Below are 21,860 nucleotides of genomic sequence, written 5' to 3'. Positions count from 1 at the left end.
TAGCTGAATCAAGTTGCGCGTTGGGGAGTACGCCGCTGCTGTCGCGCTCAGATTCAGCGGCTGTTTCAGGCTGTCGGGGGTGGCGGTTTTCATATCTGCAAACCCAGGCGCATCAGCCAGGCTTCGGGTTCATGGACAAAACCGTTGGGCGTGTTAAGGCTGCGTTGGTAGTCGATGTCGACTTGCAGGTTTTTCCACGTCAAGTTGAGCCCGACGCTGGCACCGCTCAGCCGTTGGCCTGGAGCGCCGTGATCGGCCTTGAGCCAACCGTTGTCCAGACCAAGGCGCGGGGTGATGTGCACCGGCAGGCCGCTGTTGAGCGGCAAGCGCACCGTATTGCGCCAGATCGCCCCGCTCGCCCCGGAAGCACTGTTCTCGCGGTAGCCACGAACCGCGGAATCATCGGTGCCCAGCAGTTGTTCGATGGCTGGCAGCGGATCGGGGCTGTATTGCAGCGAAAGTTGGCTTTGCCACTGCCAGGCCTGTCCGGCGAACTGGCCATTGCGCCACTGGCTGAGGTTGGCGCGGTACTTGTGAAACTGCGCTTTGGGCAGGTTGCTGTTCTGACGCTGGGCATCGTCGTCGGCCCCCAGCCAGCGCAGGCCTTGGGCGTAGTTGATGTCGAGGTTCCACACCGCACTGTTAAGCCAGAACAGGTTCAATCCGGCTTCGGCAACGGTCAGGGTCGGGCTTTGAATGCCCAGCCGAGTGTTGACGAAATAACTGTCGACGTCCTTGTGCGCCAGTTGCAGGTTGGCGCTGAGCTGGTGGCCTTGATCACGCCACAGCACACGGTCGGCGCGCAGGCTGAGTTGGTCGGTCAGCCCAGTGCTGTAGAAGGTGCCTTGGGGCAATTTGAACGGCGCGCGGTATTCGGCTTGGCTGGCGAACAGGCTGTAAGTCCAGTACCCGTAAGGGATGGCGTAATACAGGCTGGCGTTACGGCTGTAACGCGGGCCGTGGTTGAGGGTGTCGCTGACATTGATGCTGAGCAGATCATTGAGCTGCAACGGGCTGTCCAGACTCAGGCTCAAGGTGTCGCGATCGCGCCCCGTGCTGGCGCTGCCGAGGTTGTCCAGGCCCAGCGCCAACGCCCAGCGTGAGGCTGCGCTGCTGCGAGAACGCAAAATGATCCGCGAGGCGCCGGGCTGGCTGCCGGGGGCGATGTCGGCCGTCAGATCGAGCGAGCGCAAGCGGTTCAACTGATCCAGGCCCTGCTCCAGATCGCGCAGGTTCAGCGGCTTGCCGAGCATGCCGGGAAAGGCCCCGCCCAGTGAGACCGGCAAGCTCTGGTCCAGCAGCTCGATGGACTCGACATAGCCTTCATCGACGCGGATATCCAGCGACTGACCGGCCGCCGGAGCGCTGACCAGGTACGGCCGACTGGCGATGAAACCGGCGTCGACGTACAAACGGGTAATGGTCGCCAGCAGATGATTGATCTGGCCAACGCCCATACACGAAGCGATCTGCGGCTTGAGCTGTTCATTCAGTTCACGGCGGCTTAACAAGGTGACGCCGCCAATGCGTGTCCCGCTCAAAGGCCAGCAGCGTTCATCAGCCGTGACCTGCGCGGGTAACGCGGGGGTAACCGATGCCGGAGCAAGGCTGCCGCGCTCCAATTGGCGACGCCGCTGTTCCAGTTGCAGTTGTTGCAGATCGCGTTGCTGCTGCTGTTGCTGGCGCAGCCCTTCCTGGCCGGGAGCCAAAGGCTCGGCGGCGTGGAGCGGAGCTATGATCAGGCTCAGCAGCGCGGCCAACAAACGTGGAAAGAAGGGGGTGAAAAAACGCGGGACAACGGAAAGCGAAAACGGCACTCAACATCCTTGCATTCGATTAACTGGCCTAATGCCACGTTATCAATAAACGTGATAGTCAGACCCTGATTACACAAATGCAAGGCGCTGCCTACGTAGTATTTAATAATTAAACATCACTACAGTTTTCGCCGATCAGGTCGTATGGAGCACACGCCTGCTCAAAAACAGCGCCAGAACACCACACATCAACAGCATCCAGCCCAGGATGATCGGCAACCGACGAGTGACCGGAAAAATCAATTGTCAGAAAATATTACCTGCGTCATATTACGACCGTAATAGCTACTGATACCCCATAGGGGATTGCCATGACCAACCTGAACACCGTTGATCCTTCCCTTGCCGTGAAACCTGCGCGCCCGCCTTTGCTCAAGCGCTTACTGCTCGCCGTTGCGGGCCTCATTGCTCTGGCGTTGATCGCCCTCTACGGTTCGCACTGGTGGACCAGCGGCCGCTTTATCGAAGAAACCGACGACGCCTACATCGGTGGCAACGTGACCGTCATCGGGCCAAAGGTCGCAGGCTATGTCGAAGAAGTGCGGGTGACCGACAACCAGCGCGTCAAGGCCGGCGACCTGCTGATACGCCTCGATTCGCGCGACTATCGCGCCAGCCTGGCCAAGGCCGAAGGGGCCGTTGCCGCGGAAGAAGCCCTGCTGGCCAACCTCGATGCGACGGAGCAATTGCAACACGCGGTGATCGGTCAGGCGCGTGCCGGGATTGATGCCGCAGGCGCGGAAACCGCCCGTTCGCGGGATGACAATGCCCGCTACAAACACCTGGTCGGCAGTAATGCGGTGTCGGTGGAAAGTGCTCAACGCGCCGATGCCACCTTCAAGACGGCTCAAGCGCAGAGTGCCCGGGCACAAGCCGAGTTGCTCGCGACGCAACGGCAGCTGGACGTGATCGCTACCCGCAAGCAACAAGCCAAAGCTTCGTTAATGCAGGCACGCGCCGAACGTGATCTGGCCCAGCTGAACCTCAGCTACACCGAACTGCGCGCACCGGTCGACGGTGTAATCGGCAACCGCCGGGCACGGGTTGGCGCCTATGCCCAGGCCAGTTCGCAATTGCTCTCGGTGGTACCGTCCAGCGGATTGTGGGTCGATGCCAACTTCAAGGAAGATCAGTTAGCGCACATGGTGCCGGGCCAGCGCGTAAGCATTCATGCCGACGTGCTCTCGGGGCACGAGTTCCACGGTCACCTGGACAGCCTGGCACCGGCCACTGGCGCGCAGTTCAGTGTGTTGCCGCCAGAAAATGCCACCGGCAACTTCACCAAAATCGTCCAGCGAGTGCCGGTGCGCATCCTCCTTGATCCGGCCGACGGCGTACTCGGCCAGTTACGTCCGGGGCTGTCGGTGACCGCGTCGGTGGATACCAAAACCGCGCCCAAGGAACCCACAGTTGCCGTCGCCCAGGCCAGCACACCATGAGCCGCGCCCTCACCGCACAGGCAGTACCGTTCAATGCCGCAAACATGGCGACGGCGACCAAGGTGTTTGCCTTCGCCACGATGTGCATCGGCATGTTCATCGCGCTGCTGGATATCCAGATTGTTTCGGCCTCGCTGCGTGACATCGGTGGCGGGCTCTCGGCCGGCACCGACGAAACCGCCTGGGTGCAGACCAGCTACCTGATCGCCGAAATCATCGTCATTCCGCTGTCGGGGTGGTTGTCGCGGGTGTTTTCCACCCGTTGGCTGTTCTGTGCCTCGGCCGTCGGTTTCACCCTGGCCAGCCTGCTCTGCGGCGCCGCCTGGAACATCCAGAGCATGATCGCCTTCCGTGCCCTGCAAGGTTTTCTCGGTGGCTCGATGATCCCGCTGGTGTTCACCACCGCCTTCTTTTTCTTTACCGGCAAACAACGGGTCATCGCCGCCGCGACCATTGGCGCGGTGGCCTCGCTGTCACCGACATTGGGGCCCGTCATCGGTGGCTGGATCACCGAGGTGTCGTCCTGGCACTGGCTGTTCTACATCAATCTGGTGCCGGGGATTTTCGTCGCCGTCGCGGTGCCGATGCTGGTGAAAATCGACCAGCCGGAATTGTCCCTGCTCAAGGGCGCGGATTACCTGAGCATGGTCTTCATGGCGCTGTTTCTCGGGTTCCTGGAATACACCCTGGAGGAAGGCCCGCGCTGGAACTGGTTCAGCGATCAGACCATTCTGACCACCGCGTGGATCTCCGGGCTGGCGGGGCTGGCGTTTATCGGGCGGACCTTGCACGCAGCCAACCCGATCGTCGATCTGCGAGCCTTGAAAGACCGCAACTTTGCCCTCGGCTGTTTCTTTTCATTCGTCACCGGGATCGGCCTGTTCGCGACCATTTACCTGACACCGCTGTTTCTCGGTCGGGTACGCGGTTATGGGGCACTGGACATTGGTCTGGCGGTATTTTCCACCGGGGTGTTCCAGATCATGGCAATTGCGCTGTATGCCTTTCTGGCCAACCGCGTCGACCTGCGCTGGATCATGATGACCGGCCTTGGGCTGTTCGCATTGTCGATGTGGGACTTCAGCCCGATCACTCATGATTGGGGGGCCAAAGAATTGATGCTGCCGCAAGCCTTGCGCGGGATTGCCCAGCAATTGGCGGTGCCGCCGGCGGTCACGTTGACCCTGGGCGGGTTGGCCCCGGCGCGGTTGAAGCACGCGTCGGGGTTGTTCAATTTGATGCGCAACCTCGGTGGTGCGATCGGCATCGCCGCCTGCGCAACGATCCTCAATGACCGCACCAACCTGCACTTCACGCGACTGGCCGAACATCTGAACAGCAGCAATGAAGCCCTGAACCAGTGGCTGTCACAGGTCGGCAGCAACTTCACCGCCCTGGGTCAGAGCGGCGACGCGGGCGTGACTGCCAGCCTGCACCAACTGTGGCTGCTGACCTACCGCGAAGCCCAGACGCAAACCTATGGCGACGCGTTTTTGATGATCATGGTCTGCTTCATTATCGCGACGCTGATGGTGCCCTTGATGCGCAAAGTGCAGCTGCCAGCCGCGCCCTCAGCAGACGCTCATTGATCCGACTCAGGCCTGGGGCATTTTGCGAAAGCCCACCGCCAGGCGGTTCCAGCTGTTGATGGTGGTAATCGCCACGCTGAAGTCGACCATTTCCTTGGCATCGAACTCGGCGCTCAACAGGGCGTAATCCTCGTCCGGGGCGTGAGTTTCACTGAGGCGAGTCAGGGACTCGGTCCAGGCCAGCGCGGCGCGTTCACGCGGAGTGAGCTTCACCATCTTCAAACCAACTCCAAATCCCCCCGAAACCGACCCCGTTTCCCCTTACGCATCCCTCGATTCGAAAGAGCTCCACGCCGCCGCACACCGCGCGCTCGATCACTACCTGGTGCTGCCCGAGACCAAGGCATTGTTAGCTGACCGACGCCCCGGTGGCATTTTCGTCATCGCCCCCGACGTCGACAGCGAAACCCTCGCCTCGGCCAATGTCATGGCCAGCGATCTGGCATTCGACCTCGACGGCCCGAAGCGCAATACCGCACTGGCGATTCAGCAGATGATTTTCCTGGCCGAATTGGCGGTGAATCGCGCACTGGACCACCTCGATCCGCCTGAGTCGACGTAGTCGCCAGAGGTTGGACAAAGATCGCGGCTGCGCCAGCTCCTGCGCCGAATGGCGTGTCCCGCGTAGGAGCTGGCGCAGCCTGCGATCTTTTGACGGTGCCGGGAGTGCCGAAAATCAAGATCAACAGATCGCAGCCTGCGGCAGCTCCTACGGGGGCTCGATCCAGCGGATTTGCTGGAGTTGCAGGCCAAGCATTTGGATTCGTCAGGGTAAAGGCATCGCAACGGGCTACGCTCGATTACGCAACCACTGCAGAAAGCCCTTTTTCTCCACCACCTTCGGCACTTCCCGAGTCAGGGCTTGTGCGGTGTGCAAGCGGAAATCCAGCAACGCCTGCATCGCCTGGTTGATGTCGTGGCGGGCGTCGAGACAGGGCTTTAGGTACTCCTTTTCGATCCGGTACAAGGTGCAGAAGGTCTTGGCCGTAAAGTCCGCCGGCACCGCTTTATCCGAGAGAATCCCGGCTTCGCCGATCACCTCGCCCGGCCCCATGCGCCCGGCTTCGAACTTGTTGCCGCCACGGGTCAAGGCCACCGACACCACGCCGGACTCAATGATGAACAGGTGATCGCTGACCTCGCCGGCCGGCAGGATCATTTCCCCGGCACGGAAGTTGACGAGCGTCATGTTCTGGCTGAAGGTGTCTTTTTCTTCCTGACGCAAGCTCGAGAAAATACTCGAGCTTTCCAGCAACGCTCGTGGCCGCGAAAGGCCGAGCGGTGTCGACGTTTCTTCCGTCGACAACAGGCTCACGCCCGATGCCCGCAAATGCCGGAAAGCCAGATCGAACAGAAAATTACGCACTTCGCGCTTTTGCCCCATGGACGCTACAAACCCGATGATCTCGTATTCCACGCCGCTGGCGCTGGAGCTTTTCAACGAGACGCTCGGTGCCGGTTTGCCAAGCAGCTGCTGGCAACCCTGCATCGCCCGCTCCAGCGCTTCGATCACCGTGTGCGGGCGCGCGTGGGGGCTCACTTGCAGGCTGATCGCAATGCCGAATATGTCGCGGGGGCGGCTGAAATTGATGATCTTGGCCTTGGCCGCCAACGAGTTGGGAATCACCGCCATGCTGCCTTGGGCGGTTTGCAGGCGTGTCGCACGCCAGTCGATGTCGGTGACCCGACCTTCGGTGCCGTCGATGGAGATCCAGTCATCCAGTTGATAGGGTTTGGTGGTGTTGAGCACGATGCCGGAAAACACATCGCTGAGGGTGCTCTGCAACGCCAGGCCAACGATGATCGCCAGGGCACCGGAAGTCGCGAGCACGCCTTTGACCGGCAGATCGAGCACATACGCCAGGGCGGCAATGATCGCGATCAAAAAAATCACTGCGCCGAGCAAATCCTGCAGCAGCCGACCGGTATGCCCGACCCGTTGCATGATCACCGTGCAGAGCAATACCGTCAGGGTTCGCGCGCCAAACAGCCACCAACCGATCTGCAACCCGGTCGCGGCCAAGTGCAACGGTACGTTCTCGGGCCAAGGAGGTGTATCCATCGGGTTCATGCCTTCGTTGAACAGCACGGCGCTGAACAACGAAAAAATCACCAGCCGCATGACCAACTGCCAGTGACTGACACTGATCAACCGCCACAGCAGGAGGTCGACCAGAATCAGCGCCAGGGCGCAGAACATTGGGTGATCGGTGAGAAGTGACAACATCAAGCAACTCCAGCAAAGCCAATGACGCGAAGATCGCACAGATTGGGCACAGTGTAGGAGTGTTTGGTTGCGATTGAACAACACCGGTCAATACCGTTCGAGGTACTCCGCCAGTTGTTCCATCGCCTCCTGCAAGACCTCAACGGCCTGGCTCAATGACGTTTCGTCAAACGCGCGGCATGCAACCTCCAACTGCTCGCAGCCAAGAACCAGGCGCCGTGCCTTGACCATTTGCGCGCCGCCCTTGATCCGATGGGCCAGCTCCCGCAAGCCCATGCGGTCACGTTGGCGGTAAAAACCCTGTAAGCGGGTCAGGTCCTCGGCGTTACTGGCGGCCAGCTCAGCCAGCAATTTATTGATCAGGCTGCGGTCAGGTCCGGCCAGTTCTTCAAGGCTACCGAGGTCGATTTCGACAGCGCTGGCCGGCTGCGTTTCGAGCAGGGGTCGCGCGCTCATGTCCGGTGCCACGCCGGCCAGTCGAGCACTCAGGTCCTTCAGGCTGATGGGCTTGAACAGGCAATCGTCCATCCCGGCGTCCATGCAGCGGATCTTTTCTTCGGCTTGGGCGTTGGCAGTGAAACCAAGAATCAGGCAGGGCGTGTGCCCACTGGCCCGCTCCTCGTCACGAATCGCCCGGGCCAACTCGTAACCGCTGAGGTTCGGCATGTTGCAATCGGTGATCACCACGTCGAATGTATGCTCACGCCAGCAATTCAGCCCGTGCTCACCGTCTTTGGCGTCACAGACGCGGTGCCCCAGATGGCTCAATTGTTGTAACAGCAACAGGCGATTGGCCGGGTAATCATCAACCACCAAAATTTCCAATGGTCGGCTCTGCTCTTTTGGCGCGGTATCGACAATCGGCGGCTTGACCTGTGGCTGCAATGCCGGCACATCGAGGCTGACATCGATGTGAGTGCCTGAGCCCAGCTTGCTGCTCAATTGCAATCGCCCGCCCATCATCTCGCACAACGAACGACTGATCACCAGGCCCAAACCTGAACCACTGCGGCCATCCTGCGGGCTATTGGCGGCCTGTACAAACGGGCTGAACAGTCGTTGCTGATCAACGTTACTGATGCCAATCCCGCTGTCCTCGACATGCAGGCTGATCGCCAGATACCCGTGAACGGCGCCGGGTTCTACCCGCAGCGTCAGGCTGATCTTTCCGGTGCGAGTGAACTTGATCGCGTTACTCAGCAGGTTGGAAACGATTTGCTTGAAACGCATGGGATCGATCAACACATCGCGGTCACTACCGGCGTCCAGTTCGACCTGCCAGAGCAGGTTCTTTTGCCGCGCCAGACCTTCGAACACTTTGCTCACCGATCCGACCAGCGCCAACAGATTCGCGCGCTCCGGGGTCAGGGACAAATGCCCCGATTCGATCCGCGAGATGTCCAGAATGTCGCCAATCAGCTCCAGTAACTGCTGCGCTGCATTCGACGCCACTTCAATCGCAAACCGGTCAGTGACGCCCTCCTCGGCACGCGTCCTCGCCAGCTCGAGCATGCCAATCAGTGCATTCATCGGTGTACGGATTTCGTGGCTCATGGTTGCCAGGAAGGTGGTTTTGGCACGGTTGGCGTCGTCTGCCGCGTCCCTGGCTTGCTGCACCTGTTGCAGTAACTGCTGGCGTTTGTGGATCAGGTTGCGCTGGTACGCAATCCAGCCAAGCGCCAACAGCAGCAACAGCCCTGCGGCCAAAAAACCCTGAAGGATGAGGGTGCGGTGACGCGACCAGTAGCTGTCATCCACCGGCAGTTCATTGCGCCAGCGATTGGCCAACTCGGCCATTTCTTCCGGGGGCATGCTTAACAGCGCTTTATTCAGGATCGAGTAGAGCTCACGGGCTCCACGGTTGGTCGCGAAACTGATGCGCGCCGGTTCAGTGCCCACCGTGCTGGTGATTTCCAGCGAATGACGGTACTCCCGGGCGATCAGGTAGCGAGCAATGATCAATGAGCTCAGTGCCGCATCCGCTTGCCCCTTGACGACCAGCGCCATGCCTTGGGCGGGGGTTTGCACATCAACGAAGCGCACACCGGGAACCCGCGCCAGAATGAACTCGCGCAGCGCATGGCCGCTGTAGATCGCCAAGCGCTTACCGGCCAGGTCATCCAGCGTCGCCGCATCCCCGGTACCGCCTGCACTGACCAGGACAAAGGGATTGATCAGATACGGTCGAGTAAAACGCAGTTCTGTCTGACGCTCGGTACTCGGGGTAATCACTGCCAGCAGGTCGATCCCGCCTTGCTTGACCTGCTCTATTTGCTGATACAACGAATGGCCGCGCACGAGCTCGAACTTCAGCCCGGTATGCAGGCTGATCCGATCCAGGACCTGGGCGCTGAGACCTCTGAACTCACCTTTGTCGTCATAAAAAGACAACGGTGCAAAATTATCGATGACCCCGACTCTGACCGATTGATGGCTATCCAGCCAGCGTTGTTCGCGAGTACTCAATTGCAAGCGTTGCGCACCGCTGAAACTGCTGCCGGCACTCCAGCGGCGCAGGATAGTCATGCGTTCCTGTACGGGAATCACCGCCAGCGCGGCATCGATAATCCGCCGCAAACGAAGGTTGTCAGCACTCACTGAGAACCCGAATGCGTTGACGTCCAGGCGGGCAAATTCCGCCAGCTGCACATTGTTCAGGTAACTGTTATTGATCAGGTAGCTGGCACTGAGGGAGTCACCCAAGTAGACATCGGCGCCGCCGAAGGCCACGGCACCGATGGCACTCAATGTCGAGTCATACAGTTGCAGGTGCGCCTTGGGATAAATTGCCTCGACCGCTTCGGGTCGCAAGTAATGGTCGAGCATCGCCACCCGCTGACCCGCCAGGTCTGCGGTCAGTCTGGCGCTGTCGCCCGTGCGGGTGACCAGGGCCGGTGCGTCTTCAGCATAGGTACGCGACATCAAAAGCTGCGGATCGGCCGCTTCAAAGTCGTTGGCGGTGCCCAACAGATCGACGTTCCCCTGCTTCAACGCGCTTATCACCTCCCCTCGGGAGCGGTAGCGTTTCACCTCGACCTGGATGTGCAGTAACTGGCTGAGCAAGACCGCAAAATCAGCGGTGATGCCTTCCAGATACTTGTCGTTGATGGTGACTTCGAACGGCGCGTAATCCGGTGCCGAAGCACCCAGTCGCAAGCTGCCCTGCTCGCGCAGCCAGCGCCAGTCGGCCTCCTCCAGTTCGACCTGGTAACCGTCGACGGCCGAACGCCCCTGCAGTTTCAGCAACTGAGGTTTTGCGGCGAAGCTGTCCAGCGACCAGAAGGGACTGAGCAACGTCAGGGCAATCAGCCAGACACGCAGGCTCATGTGCATTCAGATCAAATGATTGCGCTTGGCGAAATCCACCAGATGAACCAGGGACTTCACATTGAGCTTTTCGATCAAACGGGTCTTGTAGGTACTGATGGTCTTGTGGCTGAGGTTCATGACGTTGGCGATCTCCTGATTGCGAAAACCAAGCGCCAGATAGCGGAAGATGGTCAGCTCACGGTCGGAGAGTTTCTCGATCATCTGCCGTTCATTGAGTTGCAGCGGGTCCAGGTTCACTGAGCTGGTGTCCAGCCGAGGGAAATACGTATAGCCGGACATCAACGCCTGAACGGCTTTACGCAGCTCTTGCAGGTCATTGGTTTTCGAGACGAAGCCCAAGGCCCCGGCTCTCATGCAGCGGTCGACATAAAACCCGGGCTCATAGGAAGTGAAGACCACAACCCGAGAAGGTGACTGATCGCGCTGTAGACGACTCAGTAAGTCCAGCCCGCCAAGCCCGGGAATACTCAGATCCAGCACCACCAGGTCAGGTGGCTGAGCAAGGATCGTTTGCAGCGCCTCAACACCATTGGATGACTCCAGGATGGTCCGGAACATCACTCTGTTGCTGGAATCCTTGACTGCCCCAAGCACCATTTTGACGGCGGCCCGAATAACCGGATGATCATCCACAATCAGTGCTAAAGGCATGGCAACTCCTGTAGAAACGCCTAATAACCCCGACGTACCGCCCATGGCGTTTGCCAAGGTAGGCACAACGGCTGCGCAACGACTGTTGCACGAGAAACGGGGCGAAACTACCTGTCAAAGTTGACAGTTCAGACGAACGGTCGTGTGGCTCAGGCGCGCAAACCGCCCTGCTGCCGGGCGTGTCCACGCAGGGAACCGTGAGCTGGCATATCGACGCGACTCATCAGATCTTCGAGGGTTTCCTGGTCCGGTACGCGGGCCTGGCTGATCCGGACGTTGTGCCGCTGGACGGCGAACAACGCGGGCAGTCCGGCTTTCTGGGCATCGTAGATCAACGCATGGCGGATTTGCTGGTTATCCTGGCAGAACGCCAACAGGTCCAGGCCGGTCCCGGTACACAAGGTTGCATTGATGATCACCAGATCAAACGGCTCACAGCCGTATTCGACAACGCTGAGCAGCTCTGCAAGGGAGTGCACGGGGGCGATCCGGAAATAACCGAGCTGGTTCAGGTTGCGCTCGGTTTTCATGCGATGAAAATGCTGCTCATCGGCGATCAGGATACGTAACGCTTTATTCGGCATAGTTGATTGACCCTACAATGACGGTGCGGCCGTTTACGCCCACCCTTATCAAGAGCGCCTGAGACTAAGGGCAATGCCGCGAGGTTTCTGTAGGACCTTTCTGAAAGAAACAGTTCCATCACGATTTATTTTTTTTGTTGTGACACCGATGACACCAACAGCCAGCGCAACAAGTCAGCACCGCTCATGGGGCGTGCAAACAGATAGCCTTGGCCTTGGGTGCAACCCAGTTCCACCAACTGCTGGTGCTGCTCGTCGGTTTCAATACCTTCGATCACCACCGACATGCCCAGAGCCTCACCCAAGGCCAGGGTGCTGCTGATCACCGCCCGGCAACGCGGTGCGTCTTCAAGGGTGCGCACGAATTCGCCGTCGAGCTTGATCTCGTTGAACGGCAACTGGCACAGACGCTGCAACGACGAAAAGCCGGCACCGAAGTCGTCAATGGACAATCGACTGCCCATCATTCGCAGGCGCACCAGGTTCTCGAGGCTGGTGGCCGGGGCTTCCAGCAAACCACTTTCGGTCAGTTCGAACGTCAGGCCGGCACCCGGCGCATCGTGCAGCGCCAGAATGGCTCTGACGGTGGAGGCCAGTTCATGGTTAGCCAACTGCGTGGCATGCAGGTTGAAAGCGACATTGAGCGTAAATCCTTGCTCCCGCGCTTGCCGTTGCAGCGTCAATACCTGGTCCATTTGCGTAAACAACAACTCGTCCAGCAACTCGAAGCGCTCCAGTGCTGGCATGAACACCGCCGGTGACAGAGTCCCCTTTAACGGGTGCAGCCAGCGAGCCAGCACTTCCACGCCGCAAACTTCACCGGTCAACAGGTTGACTCTAGGCTGGTAGTACGGCTGTAACTGCCCTTCGCGCAAGGCGTTCCGCACCTCGCTTTCGCAGGCAAGCTCGGGCGCCGGGTCGGGCATCAAATCGCCGCGAGGACCACTGCGGTGTTTTCCCAGTAACTGAGCCAGTGCCTGCAAATGCAAGGGTTTACCGACATCCCCCAACAGCCGGAGCCCCGACAGGGAGACAATCTGGCCTACCGCACGGCGCAAGTCGGCCGACAGTGAACTGCTGATGATAATCGACCCGACCAGCCCCGAGAGTCCGACGCGCTGGAAAAACTCCAGGCCATCCATACCGTCCATGCACAGATCGCACAGGGCGATATCCACCGCTCCGACTTCTTGCAGAACAGCCAGTGCCTGGGCGCCATCACTGGCCTGAAACACCTCGAGACAGCCCAACTGCTTGAGCATATTGACCGCCACAGCTCGCGCAAAGGCGTGATCCTCAAGCACCAGAACCCTGATCGGCAATGTCATCTCGGCGGCCCGCGTCATAAAAAGATGACGCCATTATCCCTGCACGACGCGTGGACTTAACTAGGAATAGTCTTAAAGCTTGTGGGAAATTTCCCAAAGAAGCGCTTTATCGTTTTTTTGATCTCGATCTCTTGAAAAACACCGCCGCTTAGTCTGCAAGCTGCTCCAAGGTCTCGGCCAACCGCTCCATGGCCTGTTGCAAGGCATCCACGGCCGCCGTCAGTTGCTCGGCATCGAAGCCCTCGCATGCCGCCTCCAGACTTTCGCAACAGTGAATCAGCCCTTGTGCCTTGATTATCCGCGCGCCGCCCTTTACCCGGTGCGCCAGATCGGCCAGTGCCGGCAAGTCGTGTCGGGTGAACAAATTCAGCAGCCGCGACATATCCTCGTCATTGCTGCAGGCCAAATCTCCCAACAGGCTCTTGATCAACGCCTCATCCCCCCGCGTCAGTTGCTCAAGGTTGGTCAGGTCGATGGCGTCGCCCGGTTCGCACCGCTCTTCTTCGGTCGGCACGGGCACGGTGCCCGGAGCCACACTCGCCAATCGGGCGCCCAGATCACCCAGGCTGATGGGTTTGAACAGGCAACCGTCCATGCCGGCCTCGTGGCAACGAGTCTTTTCCTCAGGCTGCGCATTGGCCGTGAAACCCAAAATCAGCCCTGGCGCGATGCCTCGGGTTCGTTCTTCGTCGCGGATCGCACAGGCCAGCTCGTAGCCGTTCATGATCGGCATGTTGCAGTCCGTGATGACCACATCGAAATGCTGGCTGCGCCAGGCCCGCAGACCATGGGCACCGTCCTGCGCTTCCTTGACCCGATGCCCCAGGTACGTCAATTGCTGCGACAGCAGAAGGCGATTGGCCGGGTAGTCGTCGATGACCAGGATGTTCAATATCTGGCCCTGGGGCGCCGGAAGATTCTTGGTGACCGTGTCGCTCACCAAGGGCGCCAGAACAGGCAGCTCCAGCGTCACCTCGATCTGCGTGCCCTGCCCCAACACGCTGGACAGCTCCAGTTTCCCGCCCATCATTTCGCACAATGTGCGACTGATCATCAGCCCCAGGCCAGAACCACTGCGCGCCGATTGAAGGTTGTTGCTGGCCTGGCTGAACGGGCTGAACAACCGCAGCTGGTCCGCCATGCAAATGCCGCTACCGGAGTCCTCGACACGCACCAGGATCGCCAAGCGCTGATCGTCGCTGCCAGGCGTGACCCGCACACTGAGGCGCACCTGGCCCTCAGCTGTGAACTTGATCGCATTGCTCAACAGGTTGGAAACGATTTGCTTGAATCGCAGCGGGTCGATCAAGACGTCGCGGTTGGCCTCGGCATCCACGTCCAATAGCAAGTGCAAATGCTTTTGCCGGGCCAGCCCTTCGAAAACCCGCGCCGCCGATTCCACCAGTGCGCGCAGGTTGGCGCGCTCGGGCGCCAGCGACAGATGACCGGATTCGATGCGCGAGATGTCCAGAATATCGCCGATCAGTTCCAGCAACCCCCGCGCCGCGCCCGACGCCACTTCGATGGCGAAGCGGTCCATGATCCCTTGATCGGCTTTTTTCATGGCCAACTCAAGCATGCCGATCACCGCATTCATGGGCGTGCGGATTTCGTGGCTCATGGTGGCCAGAAACGTGGTTTTGGCGCGGTTGGCGTCATCGGCCTCATTCTTGGCTTCACGCAACTGTTCGAGCAGTCGCTGGCGCTCACTGACGTCGACCCAGCCGGCAATCATTCCGTTGACCTGGCCGTCACTGCCACGATACGGCAGCATCCAGTGATAGATGGTTCGCACGTCACTTTCAGACAAGGTCAGTTTGCGATCACGCACCCGTGGCAAGCCCTCCTCCATCACCTGCAAGTACTCTTCGTGATACGCCTTGGCCTCGGCCACGCTCTTGAATTCACTGGCAATCACGGTTTTGCCGATGGCCGCGTCGCGCTCACCCCCAATCACCTCCAGGTAACTGTTATTGCACGCCATCAGGCGCCCTTGGCGGTCACGGACGTAGATCGGATGGGGCGTTCCATCAATCAACACGCGCATGAATTCCAACTGATCGTTGAGCGCTCGTTCGGCTTGCTCACGCTTGCGTATCAACACCCGCAGATAACCGATCCAGCCTAACGCCACCAGCAACAACAGCCCGGCGATGGCAAAGCCCTGGATGATCGTCGACCGGTAACGCAACCAGTAGCTGTCATCGACCACGGCTTCGCTGCGCCAGCGGTTGGTCAGTTCGTCCATTTCTTCCGGCGGAATGCTGAACAATGCCTTGTCCATAATCGAATACAGCTCCCGCGCGCCGCGCGCCGTAGCAAAGGCCATGTGCGCCGATGAGGTCCCGATGGTGCTGGTGATTTGCAGCTGGTCACGGTACTGCCCGGAAATCATGTAGCGCGCAATGATCAAGGGGTTGATCGCGGCATCCGCGTCACCTTTGGCGACCATCGCCATGGCCGCCTGGGCGTTGTCCGCCACCAGCAGCCGAACGCCTGGATAGCGCTCGGCAACCATTTCCCTGACCGGGCTGCCCAGGGTCAGCGCCAACCGTCGACCGATCATCTCGTCCAGCGTGCTCGGAGCGTCGGCAGATGTCCGGCTGACCAGTACGTACGGCGTGTTCAGGTAGGGACGCGTGAAGCGCAACGCGTCTTCGCGCTCGAGACTGGGGGTCAGGGAGACAAGCAGATCAGCCTGATCCGACTTGATCCTGTCCATCAACTCCGGAACCGAAAAGCCTTGCTGGATATCGAACTTCAAGCCCGTACGCAGTGCAACCTTGGCCAAAACATCGGCAGCCACACCGCGAAATTCACCCTCGCGACTGTAGAACGACAAAGGCACAAATCCGCCATCCACGGCAACGCGCACCCGCGGATGAGTGTCCAGCCAGCGCTGCTCGCTGTCACTGAAATGCACCCGATTTTTCCCTGAGAGGCTCGCGCCACCGGCACTCCAGCGCCGCAGAATACTCAGGCGCACCTCCGTAGGAATCACCGCCAATGCAGCATTGACGATGCGTAACAAACGCTGATTGTCCCGCGCCAGGGCGAAAGAAAAGTTATTCACCTCCATGCGCGAGAAGTCTGCCAACTGGACATTGTTCAGGTAGTTTTTCAGAATGAGGTAGTTGGCGCTGATGGCGTCGCCGATGTACACGTCCGCCTGGCCAAATGCGACTGCGCCGATAGCACTGAGCGTTGAGGGGTACAGTTGCAGGCGGGCCTTGGGATAGAACGCCTGTACCTGCTCCGGCGGCAGGTAGTGGTAGAGCATCGCCACCCGCTTGCCTGCCAGGTCCGGTGTCAGGTCTTGGGAGTCATCGACACGACTGACCAGGGTCGGCTGGTCGTCGGCATAGGCACTGGACAGTACCAACTGCGGATCCGCAGCCTCGTACGCGTTAGCGGTTCCGAGCAGATCGACCTGCCCTTGCTTGAGTGCCTCGATGACTTGCCCGCGCGAACTGTAACGCTGCACCTGCACCTTGACGTGCAGCAACTCTCCCAGCAGTTGCACATAGTCGGCCGTCAGACCTTCGTAGTCGTTGCCGTTGTTGGTGATGCCGAACGGCGGGTATTCCGGGGCCGACGCACCGAGCACCAGCGTGCCCTTGCTGCGTAGCCAGAGCCGGTCGCTGTCGTCGAGCTCAACGTGATAACCCTCGACACTGGAACGGCCCAGCAGGTGATAGGGCTGCGGCTCGGCCAGCACCGGACGGACGGGCAGCGTCCAGAGGACAAGCGCAACCGCAAACAGGCATTTTCGAAAGAAGGTCATCTAGATCAGATTGTTACGTTTGGCGAAGTCCGCCAGGTACACCACCGATTTGACGTTGAGCTTCTCGATCAATCGGGTTTTATAGGTACTGATGGTTTTGTTGCTCAGGAGCATGACATCACCGATCTGTTTGTTGCTGAGGCCGTTCGAGAGCTGCTGCAAGATCGTCAACTCACGGTCCGTCAGGCTCTGGATCAGTTCAAGATCGGTTGCCTGGACATCGCTGCGACGGACCGAATTGCACGACAGATTCGGAAAAAAGGTGTAGCCCCCCATGACCGCCGAAATGGCCTTGAGCAGCTCACCCGTGTCCTCGGTCTTGGAGATGTAGCCTGCGGCCCCCGCCTTCATGCAGCGCATGGCGTAGAACTGCGGCGCCTGTGATGTCAGCACGAGAATTCTGCTCGGCAGGCGCAGCGCGCTGATCCGGCTGATGACTTCCAGGCCATCGAGCTTTGGCATCGCTATGTCGAGAATGATCAGGTCCGGCGCGTGCTCACGGGCCAGTTGCACGGCATCGGCACCGTTGCCCGCCTCGGCGATCACCTCGAAGTGCTGCTGCTCCAGGAGTATCTTGACTGAAGATCGAATGAACGGATGATCGTCCACAACCATCGCTTTATACATACAAACCTCTGTAAGACTGGCCAGAACGGGCCGAAGGGAAAATGTCCCTGCCTGAAAGGAAGGTCCGCCCCCTCATGCATCATCTTAAAGGACGAGTCCCTGAGTGCAGTGTAGGAATTCTCACGGAGTTTTCAGTGCGTACGCGCCTCGCCTCTTGGGGCCTGGGCGCAGCGTCCCGGCCATTGCTGCCAGCCATGGCTGACCATGGGACATTCCAGATAATAACCCTGACCGGTCTGACAGCCCATAGTGTTGAAAACCCTGATTATCCAGAACCAGAACACGGGGAGAGTTCATGTTCTTCAAACACTTTGAACATCCGGGGCGAGAATACTGGCGATTCGAGATGTGTTTTTAGGAAGGATACGTCCTGTCGGCATGTAGGAAATTTCCCAAATAAAACATCACTCGGTAGTACTCGGGCTCCAGAACGCCTGTTGCACCAAGGGTGAGAGGGATATTCGTGCCACGAGCGCATCCAACTCGTCACCGTCCACCGAGGTAGTGGCCAGGGTGGCTTCGATTTCCACTTCGTCGTTGCCGAAGGCGCGCACGTCAACATCGCTGGCCGGGTAGTTGCTACGTTCCAGTTCGGCTTCGAGCAGGGCAAACACGGCTTTTTGCCGGGAGCGCTGGGCGATGACGTAAACGATGTTCGTGACTTCGGCCGAGATCACGTCCAGTGGCTGACGGTTGATGTTGTTGACGATCGGTCGCAGCAGGGTGTTCGCCGCCAGGACGAATACGGTGCCGAGCGCCGCTTCGAGCACCAGGTCGGCACCGGCACAGGCACCGACGGCCGCCGAGGCCCAGAGGGTCGCGGCGGTGTTCAGGCCACGAACGTTGCCCTCTTCACGCATGATCACCCCGGCGCCGAGAAAACCGATCCCGGACACCACGTACGCCACCACCCGCACCGCCCCGTCGGCACCGCCGAGACGGTTGGCCATATCGACGAAAATCGCCGCGCCCACCGCCACCAGCACGTTGGTCCGCAGCCCCGCCGTGCGCTGACGGAACTGGCGTTCAAAACCGATCACCCCACCCAGGATGAACGCCGCGCTGAGGCTGACCAGAGTGTCGACCAGCGAGGTCAGGTTGATGTTGTCGATGGCTTGCATAAGTTCACTCTGCGTGGGAACGATCATCGGTTGCTTATTGCCAGCCAAACCGGCGGCTGTAGAAGCCTTTCACCGCCTGGGTCAGCAACCCGACCACGAACCAGCCCGACTGGAACAGGGTTTGATGGCCCGGGGAGTTGGCATCAAACACATACCACATCAAGGTGAACGTCAGATGAAATCGGCAGTTCTTCAGGAAGGGTCCAGGCTGGGTGTTTTCAGGGCCTATCGGGTCAATCGTCGATAGCTCTGCACTGCCGAACCCAGCACCACGGCCCCCGCCGCAATCGACAGCCAGAAACCGCTGCGTGCGCCGAAAGCATCCACCAGCCAGCCAGAACCGGCTGCGCCGATGGCCACGCCGATACTCAAACCGGTGATCAGCCAAGTCAGGCCTTCCGTGAGTTTGGCCGGCGGCACGATCTGCTCCACCAGGCCCATGGCAACAATCAGCGTCGGTGCAAAAAACAACCCGGCAACAAACACCGCCAGCGACAACCCGAGAATGTTCCCCGCCAACAGCAACGGTAGTGTGGTCAGCGCCGTCGCTATCCCGCCATACAGAAACAAACGCGGCAACGGCACGCTCGACTTCCACATCCCGAACGCCAACCCGGCCAGGCACGAACCGATGGCATACACCGACAGCACGATGCTCGCCGCTGCCGGCTGGCCTTGCTGTTGGGCGAACGCTACGCTGACCACATCCACCACCCCGACGATGATGCCCATGGCGCCCATCAACAGCATCAACAGCATCAACAGGCGGATATCCCCCGAACCAACGACCGATCCCGGTTGATCTGCGTCATGCGGATGCACCGGCGGCTCGGTGCTGCGCTGCAACACAAACGCCGTCACCCCGATCGCCAACATCAGCAACGCCGCCAACGGCCCGGCCTCGGGAAACACCACCACGCACAGCCCCACCGACAGCGGCGGCCCGACGATAAAACACACTTCGTCCAGCACCGACTCCAGCGCATACGCGGTGTGCAACTGCGGCTGACCGCGATACACCTCGGTCCAGCGGGCCCGGACCATCGCCGACATGCTCGGCATGCAACCGGCCAGCGCAGCAAACACAAACAACGTCCAGTTCGGCGCTTGCAATCGCGTACACAGCAACAGCAGCAACAGTGCGCCACCGCCGACCAAGGCCGAAACCGGCAACACCCGGCCCTGACCAAAACGGTCGACCATCCGCGACACCTGCGGCGCACAAAACGCCGTAGCCAGGGCAAAGGTCGCCGCGACCGATCCGGCCAATGCGTAACCACCCTGCAACTGCGAGAGCATCGTGATCAGGCCGATACCAGTCATCGAGATCGGCATGCGCGCGACCATCCCCGCCAGCACGAAGGCGCGACTGCCGGGGGCACTGAACAACGCTCGATAAGGGTTTGCCATCGGGTCCATCCTCTGCTGGGGTGTGCAACTTGCCACAATTCGCCGTTGCAGAGAAATTGCGTATCTGGATGGCGATCACAACGTCGGGAACAACTCCAAACACTGATTGCTCCTGTGGCGAGAAGGCTCCCCCACCATTTTCAGCGACCCGCAAAGGCTAGTCCCGCGCTTTTCCTAACCACAACCTGAGAACCTCGTCGGAGAATTCCCGGTCAACACCGCTTTTGTAGGAGCAGTGCTCGCCCGCGATGAACGATCACGCGGTCCGCCTGACGAAATGCGTTTAATGATGAATAGCCCGAAAAGATCGCAGCCTGCGGCAGCTCCTACGGATTTGCGTACGGCTTCGACTACTCGGCGTAGGAGCTGCCGCAGGCTGCGATCTTGGTGATCCCACATCCTGAAATACGCGGTTGCAAGCCAGCCATCCGCCTCATAAGATCGCGCCTTCAACGGGTACAGCGGAGCTGTTCAACAAAAACCCGCATTCAAGGAACCAGAATGACCCATCGCATCCAATGCAGCATCAAAGCACCTCCCCGCTCAGGCCTGACCCGCGATCAACTCTGGGAAGCCGAAGACAAAGGCCTGATCAAATGCTGGGAAGTCGGCCGCGAACGTGCCGCTAAATTCCCCGATCTCTCTAAGCGCTGTCTGGCGGGCGAACTCCCGGTACTCGGCTGGAAAGGTGGCGTCAGCCGTAGCCTGAAGAAACGCGATAAATTCGGCTCGCTCAAATACCTAGCGCAATGGCAAGGCCTGCGCGGAGAGGACCTGGACATCGACTTGACTCAGGAACGGGTGATGACCTGCTCGCGCACAAAAATGGTCGTGACGTTCACCCCGGACCGCTCGAAATACTTCAACCAGCCGTCGGAAATGGAAGCCTAGGAGCGACTCAAACCTCCTCAACAACACTCTCCCGCGAAAACCGCTCGCGATACGCCTGCGGTGTCACGCCCATGGCCCGCAGGAAACTGCGGCGCAGGGTTTCTTCGCTGCCGAACCCGCATTGCACGGCGATCCGCTTGATTGGCACTCCGGTATCACTCAGCAATCGTCGTGCGGTTTCGACACGAATCAGTTCGATGGCCCGCGCCGGGGTTTGGCCGGTGTCGGCGCGATAGTGCCGGATAAAGCTGCGTTCACTCATGCCAGCTTGCAGGGCCAGCGCCGGGATACCGAGGTCCAGGCTGAGGTTTTCGGCGATCCAGGCGTGCAGGTCGTCAAAACGGTTGCCATGCTGTTGCAGGTCCAGGGTCACGCTGAACTGTGACTGGCCGCCAGGGCGTTTGAGGAACACCACCAGTTGCCGGGCCACCGCCAGTGCAATACTGCGCCCCAGATCCGCCTCCACCAGCGCCAACGCCAGGTCGATGCCGGCCGTGACCCCGGCAGAGGTCCAGACCGAGCCGTCGTTGATGAAAATCGGGTTGGGCTCGACCCGCAACAGTGGATGTTTTTGCGCCAGTTGATCGCAGCGGGTCCAGTGAGTGACCACGCGGCGACCGTCGAGCCAACCGCTGGCCGCCAGCAGAAATGCCCCCGTGCACACTGACGCCACGCGCCGGGAAATGGCCGCGTGCTGGCGTACCCAGTCCACCAATGCAGCGTCTTCAGCCGCCGCGTAAACGCCCCAACCACCCGCAATAATTAACGTATCAGAAGGCTCGGTGGGCAGTGGTTCAGCCAGCAGCGCCAGGCCTGCGCATGACATTATCGCCCCGCCGCCATCCGCTATCACCGTCGGCGCATAGGGTGGCGGTAACCCGCGTTGAGCGGCGATGTCGTTGGCCGTGGCGAACACCTGCAACGGCCCGGTGACATCAAGCAGTTGCACCTTGGCGAAGGCCAGCACATGAATGGTTTTCGGCGAGTTCGGCATGATTGGCGTAATTCGAGGGTTAATTGGCGCGCACGCCAAATCCTACGAGCATACCGTCAAACCGTCCA

Annotated in this window: 15 protein-coding genes and 2 pseudogenes; 4 read left to right on the top strand and 13 right to left on the bottom strand. The window is 59.9% G+C overall.

The features are described from left to right. Positions 1–89: 89 nt before the first annotated feature. Positions 90–1,817 (bottom strand): ShlB/FhaC/HecB family hemolysin secretion/activation protein, encoded by a 1,728-nt coding sequence (locus BLL42_RS23240; protein ID WP_071554546.1) that lies wholly within the window; start codon positions 1,815–1,817, stop codon positions 90–92. 311 nt (positions 1,818–2,128) lie between these two features. On the opposite strand from BLL42_RS23240, the gene BLL42_RS23235 reads away from it, so the two are divergent. Beyond that, positions 2,129–3,256, top strand: a complete 1,128-nt coding sequence (locus BLL42_RS23235; RefSeq protein WP_071554544.1) for an HlyD family secretion protein — start codon at positions 2,129–2,131, stop codon at positions 3,254–3,256. Next, positions 3,253–4,845, top strand: coding sequence for a DHA2 family efflux MFS transporter permease subunit (locus tag BLL42_RS23230; protein ID WP_071554542.1), 1,593 nt, complete (start codon positions 3,253–3,255; stop codon positions 4,843–4,845). Before BLL42_RS23235 ends, BLL42_RS23230 begins: the two co-directional genes overlap by 4 nt. Before the next feature lie 6 nt (positions 4,846–4,851). Here the strand turns inward: BLL42_RS23230 and BLL42_RS23225 are convergent. Next, positions 4,852–5,049, bottom strand: a pseudogene (locus tag BLL42_RS23225) (carboxymuconolactone decarboxylase family protein); the annotation flags it as partial. 10 nt (positions 5,050–5,059) lie between these two features. On the opposite strand from BLL42_RS23225, the gene BLL42_RS23220 reads away from it, so the two are divergent. After that, positions 5,060–5,407, top strand: coding sequence for a DUF6124 family protein (locus BLL42_RS23220; RefSeq protein ID WP_071555836.1), 348 nt, complete (start codon positions 5,060–5,062; stop codon positions 5,405–5,407). Positions 5,408–5,635: 228 nt separating this feature from the next. Here BLL42_RS23220 and BLL42_RS23215 read toward each other — a convergent pair whose 3' ends face one another. From BLL42_RS23215 to BLL42_RS23175, 10 genes and pseudogenes are all read right to left on the bottom strand, one after another. Next, positions 5,636–7,072 carry a mechanosensitive ion channel domain-containing protein gene (locus BLL42_RS23215; protein ID WP_071554540.1) on the bottom strand — a complete coding sequence of 479 codons (1,437 nt, stop codon included), beginning with the start codon at positions 7,070–7,072 and terminating at the stop codon, positions 5,636–5,638. 87 nt (positions 7,073–7,159) lie between these two features. Next, positions 7,160–10,405 carry a transporter substrate-binding domain-containing protein gene (locus tag BLL42_RS23210; RefSeq protein ID WP_071554538.1) on the bottom strand — a complete coding sequence of 1,082 codons (3,246 nt, stop codon included), beginning with the start codon at positions 10,403–10,405 and terminating at the stop codon, positions 7,160–7,162. Beyond that, on the bottom strand, positions 10,406–11,053 hold the full coding sequence (locus BLL42_RS23205; protein WP_071554536.1) for a response regulator transcription factor: 648 nt from the start codon (positions 11,051–11,053) through the stop codon (positions 10,406–10,408). A 149-nt stretch (positions 11,054–11,202) separates the two neighbouring features. Continuing rightward, positions 11,203–11,637, bottom strand: coding sequence for an ANTAR domain-containing protein (locus BLL42_RS23200; protein WP_071554534.1), 435 nt, complete (start codon positions 11,635–11,637; stop codon positions 11,203–11,205). 125 nt (positions 11,638–11,762) lie between these two features. After that, positions 11,763–12,983: an EAL domain-containing response regulator gene (locus BLL42_RS23195; RefSeq protein WP_236721925.1), complete on the bottom strand. Its 1,221-nt coding sequence runs from the start codon at positions 12,981–12,983 to the stop codon at positions 11,763–11,765. Positions 12,984–13,113: 130 nt separating this feature from the next. Further along, complete coding sequence (locus BLL42_RS23190) at positions 13,114–16,749, bottom strand: transporter substrate-binding domain-containing protein (protein ID WP_071554532.1); 3,636 nt, start codon at positions 16,747–16,749, stop codon at positions 13,114–13,116. After that, complete coding sequence (locus BLL42_RS23185; protein ID WP_071554530.1) at positions 16,750–17,376, bottom strand: response regulator transcription factor; 627 nt, start codon at positions 17,374–17,376, stop codon at positions 16,750–16,752. A 404-nt stretch (positions 17,377–17,780) separates the two neighbouring features. Beyond that, the gene (locus BLL42_RS23180; RefSeq protein WP_071554528.1) at positions 17,781–18,497 is read right to left on the bottom strand and encodes an MgtC/SapB family protein; all 717 of its coding nucleotides are present in this window, start codon (positions 18,495–18,497) and stop codon (positions 17,781–17,783) included. Positions 18,498–18,567: 70 nt separating this feature from the next. Further along, positions 18,568–18,669, bottom strand: a pseudogene (locus BLL42_RS30795) (hypothetical protein); the annotation flags it as partial. A 53-nt stretch (positions 18,670–18,722) separates the two neighbouring features. Further along, entirely contained in the window at positions 18,723–19,907 is a 1,185-nt protein-coding gene (locus BLL42_RS23175) for an MFS transporter (protein ID WP_071554525.1), read from the bottom strand. Between the two features lie 501 nt (positions 19,908–20,408). Here BLL42_RS23175 and BLL42_RS23170 point away from each other — a divergent pair. After that, positions 20,409–20,798, top strand: coding sequence for a hypothetical protein (locus BLL42_RS23170; RefSeq protein WP_071554523.1), 390 nt, complete (start codon positions 20,409–20,411; stop codon positions 20,796–20,798). A gap of 7 nt (positions 20,799–20,805) precedes the next feature. Here BLL42_RS23170 and BLL42_RS23165 read toward each other — a convergent pair whose 3' ends face one another. Beyond that, a complete protein-coding gene (locus BLL42_RS23165) occupies positions 20,806–21,792 on the bottom strand; it encodes a GlxA family transcriptional regulator (protein WP_071554521.1) in 987 nt (328 codons plus the stop codon). Between the last annotated feature and the right edge of the window lie 68 nt (positions 21,793–21,860).

It is taken from the genome of Pseudomonas frederiksbergensis, from assembly GCF_001874645.1.
Classification (GTDB): Bacteria; Pseudomonadota; Gammaproteobacteria; order Pseudomonadales; family Pseudomonadaceae; genus Aquipseudomonas; species Aquipseudomonas frederiksbergensis_B.
Note: the sequence above shows the minus strand (reverse complement) of the source record. Positions and strands in the feature narration are given on the sequence as shown.